Source organism: Streptococcus sp. 1F3, from assembly GCF_054968985.1.
On record NZ_JBUEQR010000110.1, the window covers coordinates 1 to 5,326 of the forward strand.

The 5,326-nt window shown below is 42.8% G+C and carries 5 protein-coding genes; all 5 read right to left on the bottom strand.

Annotation, left to right across the window (positions count from 1 at the left end; all coding sequences use genetic code 11):
* Nucleotides 1-104: 104 nt before the first annotated feature.
* From ACVPON_RS09420 to cdaA, 5 genes are read right to left on the bottom strand one after another with little or no spacing between them, the layout of a single operon-like run.
* The gene (locus ACVPON_RS09420) at nucleotides 105-1,646 is read right to left on the bottom strand and encodes an ABC-F family ATP-binding cassette domain-containing protein (protein ID WP_462878372.1); all 1,542 of its coding nucleotides are present in this window, start codon (nucleotides 1,644-1,646) and stop codon (nucleotides 105-107) included.
* Nucleotides 1,647-1,687: 41 nt separating this feature from the next.
* Nucleotides 1,688-2,056, bottom strand: coding sequence for a hypothetical protein (locus ACVPON_RS09425; protein WP_462878373.1), 369 nt, complete (start codon nucleotides 2,054-2,056; stop codon nucleotides 1,688-1,690).
* Between the two features lie 33 nt (nucleotides 2,057-2,089).
* Nucleotides 2,090-3,442 carry a phosphoglucosamine mutase gene (glmM, locus tag ACVPON_RS09430; RefSeq protein ID WP_462878374.1) on the bottom strand — a complete coding sequence of 451 codons (1,353 nt, stop codon included), beginning with the start codon at nucleotides 3,440-3,442 and terminating at the stop codon, nucleotides 2,090-2,092.
* A 19-nt stretch (nucleotides 3,443-3,461) separates the two neighbouring features.
* Entirely contained in the window at nucleotides 3,462-4,178 is a 717-nt protein-coding gene (locus ACVPON_RS09435) for a CdaR family protein (RefSeq protein ID WP_462878375.1), read from the bottom strand.
* Entirely contained in the window at nucleotides 4,168-5,022 is an 855-nt protein-coding gene (cdaA, locus tag ACVPON_RS09440) for a diadenylate cyclase CdaA (RefSeq protein WP_462878376.1), read from the bottom strand. Before cdaA ends, ACVPON_RS09435 begins: the two co-directional genes overlap by 11 nt.
* Between the last annotated feature and the right edge of the window lie 304 nt (nucleotides 5,023-5,326).

Genomic DNA, 5,326 nt, shown 5'->3' on the forward strand with positions numbered 1-5,326 from the left:
AAAGAGAGAACGAAGTTCGTCCTCTCACGATGTTAGCTTTTCATCAACCCACTACAGTTGACAAAGAGCCATAATAGATGAGTCCATTTCGCGACTACAGCTGCTTACATCTCATTGAAATCCCAGACATCATCCACCCATCCTTGGTAGAAGTCGGGCTCGTGACAGACCATGAGGATAGAACCTTTGTAGGCTTGAAGGGCACGCTTCAATTCCTCCTTGGCATCAACATCTAAGTGGTTGGTCGGCTCATCTAGGATTAAGACATTATTCTCCCGATTCATCAAGAGACAGAAACGCACCTTTGCCTGCTCGCCTCCAGATAAGACCTGAATTTGACTTTCGATATGCTTTGAAGTCAGACCACAGCGAGCCAAGGCTGCACGAATCTCCGCCTGATTGAGGGCAGGAAAGGCATCCCAGACAGCTTCAAGTGGGGTCTGTCGATTAGCCCCAGCTACTTCCTGCTCAAAGTAGCCAATTTCCAGATATTCCCCTTGCTCGACTTGTCCACTTAGAGATGGAATAAGACCTAGTAAACTTTTTAATAGGGTTGATTTTCCAATCCCGTTAGCTCCGATAATAGCAATCTTCTTATGACGCTCAAAAGTAAGGTTTAAGGGCTTGCGATTGAGGACGCGATCATAGCCTATTTCTAGGTCCGTGGTTTGGAAGATAAAGCGGCTCGGTGTTCTCGCCATTTTAAAGTCAAAAGACGGCTTTGGCTTTTCTGCCTGTAACTCAATGATGTCCATCTTATCCAACTTTTTCTGACGAGACATGGCCATATTCCGGGTTGCCACCCGTGCCTTATTGCGATTGACAAAATCTTTCAAATCAGCAATTTCTTTTTGTTGTCGCTCATAGGCTGCTTCTAGCTGGGCACGCTTCATAGCATGAACTTCTTGGAATTGTTCATAGTCACCTGTATAACGGGTCAACTGCTGATTTTCCACATGATAGACAATGTTAATCACATCATTCAAGAAAGGAATATCGTGAGAAATCAAGACAAAGGCATTTTCATAGTTCTGCAAATAGCGCTTCAACCATTCGATATGCTCAGCATCTAGGTAGTTGGTCGGCTCATCCAGTAACAAAATATCGGGTTTTTCTAACAAAAGCTTGGCTAATAAAATCTTGGTCCGCTGACCTCCTGACAATTCGGTCACATCACTATCCATTCCAAAATCCATGACCCCTAAGGCACGAGCCACCTCGTCAATCTTGGCATCTAGGGTATAAAAATCACGGCTTTCCAAACGGTCTTGGAGTTCCCCTACTTCTTCCATGAGGGCATCCATATCCGCTCCCTCATCTGCCATAGACATATAGATCTCGTTGATTCTCTCTTCTGTCTTAAAGAGCTCATCAAAGGCAGTCCGCAAAACATCGCGAACGGATTGTCCCTTTTCTAGTTTGGCATGTTGATCCAAGTAGCCTGCTGTCACATAGCGTGACCATTCCACCTTTCCTTCATCTGGTTGTAGTTGTCCTGTCACAATAGACATAAAGGTTGACTTCCCCTCACCATTTGCCCCGACTAAACCGATATGCTCTCCCTTTAGTAAACGAAAGGATACATTTTCAAAAATGGCACGATCTCCAAAACCATGGCTTAAATTTTTTACTTCTAAAATACTCATCTCATTCCTCATAAGAAAGGGTGGTTGCCCACCCTCTTTTTCTAATTCTTTGTGAAAAATTTATCTGCATATTCAGCAGAAATCTCTGGATAGTGCTCACGGGTCACTGCGATAAATTCTCTTAGATAAGCCGTTTGAAGCCATCGGAAAGCATACAGGATTCCGATAAATAAAGCCCCCGTCAATAGGAGAATCGTCACTGAAGCATTGCCCGTTTTTAGCGCTGAAACAAGCTGCATCAAGAGGAGCAAAGCAAATAAAATAGGAATGGCTATTTTTAAACGTTTTGTCCGTAAGTCTTCTGTTTGTCGATCCTTTTTCAGTTCTTGAAGGAGGCTTTCTGCAATTTCACGAACCTCCTCCTCAGCAAGTAGTCCTTTTTTTAATTCTTTATGGAGCTTACCATTCAAATGTTTCCTATAAATACTAAAAAATATCACTTTTTACTCCACTCCAATCTCTGCTCTAACCACATCCGCGATAGTATCTACATAATAGTCTACTTCTGCATCAGTTGGTGCTTCTGCCATGACACGTAAAAGGGGCTCTGTTCCACTTGGACGAACGAGAATACGTCCATTTCCAGCCATTTCATTTTCCATTTCTGTAATAATAGCAGCTATGGCTTCCACTTCCATCGCCTTATCTTTCATGCTATTTTCAACACGAATGTTCACTAATTTTTGTGGGTAGATGCTCACTTCACTAGCTAATTCCGATAGGGATTTGCCCGTTTCTTTCATGATTTTCGTCAACTGAACAGCCGTCAACTGTCCATCCCCTGTTGTATTATAATCCATCAGGATAACATGACCTGATTGCTCACCACCAAGATTGTAGCCTGACTTGCGCATTTCTTCGACCACATAGCGATCCCCAACAGCTGTTACTGCCTTATCAATACCTTCCCTGTCCAATGCCTTGTGGAAACCAAGATTGGACATGACTGTTGTGACAATCGTGTTTTGCGCCAATACCCCAAGGTCTGCCAGATATTTCCCGATGATATACATGATACGGTCACCATCGACTAAAGCCCCTGTTTCATCCACAGCGATCAAACGATCACTATCCCCATCAAAGGCTAGTCCAATCTGACTTCCAGTTTTTTTGACCAATTCTTGCAAGGCTTCTGGATGGGTAGAACCTACATTCTCATTGATATTTAAGCCATCTGGTTTTTCTGCCATAACTGTTAATTGGGCTCCCAAATCTGCAAACACTTGACGGGCCGAAGTACTGGCTGCACCATTTGCAGTATCTAGGGCTACTTTCATACCATCCAAGTCAAGACCAGTTGAAACAAGGAATTGCTGGTATTTTCGAAGCCCTTCTGGATAATCTACCACATCTCCTAATCCCTGTGCTGATGGACGTGGTAGGCTATCTTCTTGCGCATCAAGTAAGGCTTCAATCTCTGCTTCCAAATCATCGTCTAACTTAAAGCCATTGCCTGCAAAGAATTTAATCCCATTATCCTGAGCAGGGTTATGGCTAGCCGAAATCATGACCCCTGCACTTGCTTTTTCAGTACGAACAAGGTAAGCCACACCAGGCGTTGCAATCACTCCTAATTTATAAACGTGGATCCCCGCAGACAGTAGCCCCGCTACCAAGGCAGCCTCTAGCATCTGACCTGAAATGCGTGTATCACGCCCGACAAATACACGTGGTGTATCCGTTTCATGCTGACTAAGGACATAACCTCCAAAACGTCCTAGCTTAAAGGCTAATTCTGGTGTCAGTTCAATATTAGCTTCTCCACGAACACCATCTGTTCCAAAATATTTTCCCATTGTTTCCTAACTCTCTTTCTTATTTGGTTTTGGAAATAGTCGCCTGCAAGGTCGCACCATCTTGCGATAGGACGACAGGCAAGACATTTCCCTGACTATCAACAGCTTGTAGGGTGGCTGTTCCACTATAGTTTGTACTTAAATTACTAGCATCTGGTACCACAGCTTCCACACGATCGACATGTGCCATCGTATCCTCATCAGTTGTGACTTTTACGGAAGACACATTAACCGTAATTTTTCCTAAGCTATAGCCCTCTGCTAACTGGTTATTGGTAATCACTCCTTGAACACCGTAGGTCTTGCTAACTTTTTTACCAATTTTTACAGTGACTGTATCAGGAACCAATTTTGCCTTGACCCCTGTCGGTAAGTTAGAGGCAACCAACTCGACAGCATGAGTTCCAGCGGTCACAGTATTTAAATCTGCGGTCACCTCAAATGTCCGCGTTGCCTCATCTGTCTCCCTTTGTAAAATCACTCGGTTTGAAGCAGTCAATGAAACTGTCACGGTAGGAGAAAAGCCTGATATAAAATAGTTTTCACTGTCATACTTCACATCGATCGGCACATTCGTAATCGTATGGGTATAGGTTTCTGATTCGGTCACCTTCTTCGTCGTATTGGCTGTTGTAATCGAATTTTTATAGTTGGTTGTTGTTGCATAAAAAAATAATACAAGGGCAATAACAGCTGATAGAAGTAAATGTCCTACTTTTTTTAGTCTATTCTGCATTTATTTTACCTCCTAGGCGTTCTAACCAACTTCTCTTTTTCACGTCATCAGGGGTAAATATGGTCCTAAGCTCACTTTCAAATTCTTCTAAGCTAAGACCATGCTTGAAAAGCCCGTTATAGGCAACTGAGATGCTCCCGGTTTCTTCTGAAACAATAAAGACAAAAGCATCTGACACTTCTGCCAAACCGATTGCAGCCCTGTGTCTTGTCCCAAATTCTTTGGAAATCCCTGCACTTTCTGTTAGCGGAAAATAAGCACAAGATACTGCAATCTTATCTTCTTGGATAATGACTGCACCATCATGAAGCGGAGTATTGGGGATAAAAATGTTAATCAGCAATTCACTTGAAATATTCGCATCAAGCGGGATGCCAGTTGAACAGTATTCCCGTAAGGTCTGGGTACGCTCCACTGCGACCAAGGCACCAATTTTTCGAGGAGCCATGTAAGCAGCTGCCTTAATAAAGGCTTGGATAATCGCTTCTTCTGAGCTCAATTCGATTCGTGTAAATAATTGGGTTGTCCGCCCAAGCTTTTCCAAACTGCTCCTAATCTCGGGGGCAAAAATCACCACACCTGCGATGACCCCATAGGTAATAACCTGATTCATCAACCAAGAAATAGTCTGCAAACCCAATAAACTTGCAATAAGCTGGAAGAATAAAAAGAGGAAGACCCCACGAACTAAGGTCATAATTTTAGTGCCTGCTAAGGCCTTACTAAAGCGATAGATGAGATAGCTGACCAGTGTAATATCAACGAGGTGCATCAAGGCAGTCCAAAGACTGACTGACAAACTGGACCAGTAATTGACATCAAATAATTGACTATAATTGAGCATCCACTTCACATACTTTCTATTTCTTGCTAGACATATTATATCATACTTGGGACAAATTTTCCTAAAAGACTATTCAAACACCCGCCATACATTTAGAAATAGGAGGGCTATTCCAAATTGCTTCTTTACCCTTGGTGGCTAAAAAAACTCCCCATTCTTCCCGAGTTCTCAGCACATATTTCTCAATAGACTAAAATGGCTTTTCCTTTCAGGATGGTCACGCCAAACGCATGAAACTGAAATAGTTTCAGAAAAGGTATGTAAGCGATCTTATCATAGCGCCCAGTGCCTAAAAAGTGGTATC

Bases quoted from the DNA above. Each gene is read 5' to 3' on its own strand.
- ACVPON_RS09420 (WP_462878372.1), bottom strand. From the start codon at position 1,646: ATGAGTATTTTAGAAGTAAAAAATTTAAGCCATGGTTTTGGAGATCGT.
- glmM (WP_462878374.1), bottom strand. From the start codon at position 3,442: ATGGGAAAATATTTTGGAACAGATGGTGTTCGTGGAGAAGCTAATATT.
- cdaA (WP_462878376.1), bottom strand. From the start codon at position 5,022: ATGCTCAATTATAGTCAATTATTTGATGTCAATTACTGGTCCAGTTTG.
- ACVPON_RS09435 (WP_462878375.1), bottom strand. From the start codon at position 4,178: ATGCAGAATAGACTAAAAAAAGTAGGACATTTACTTCTATCAGCTGTT.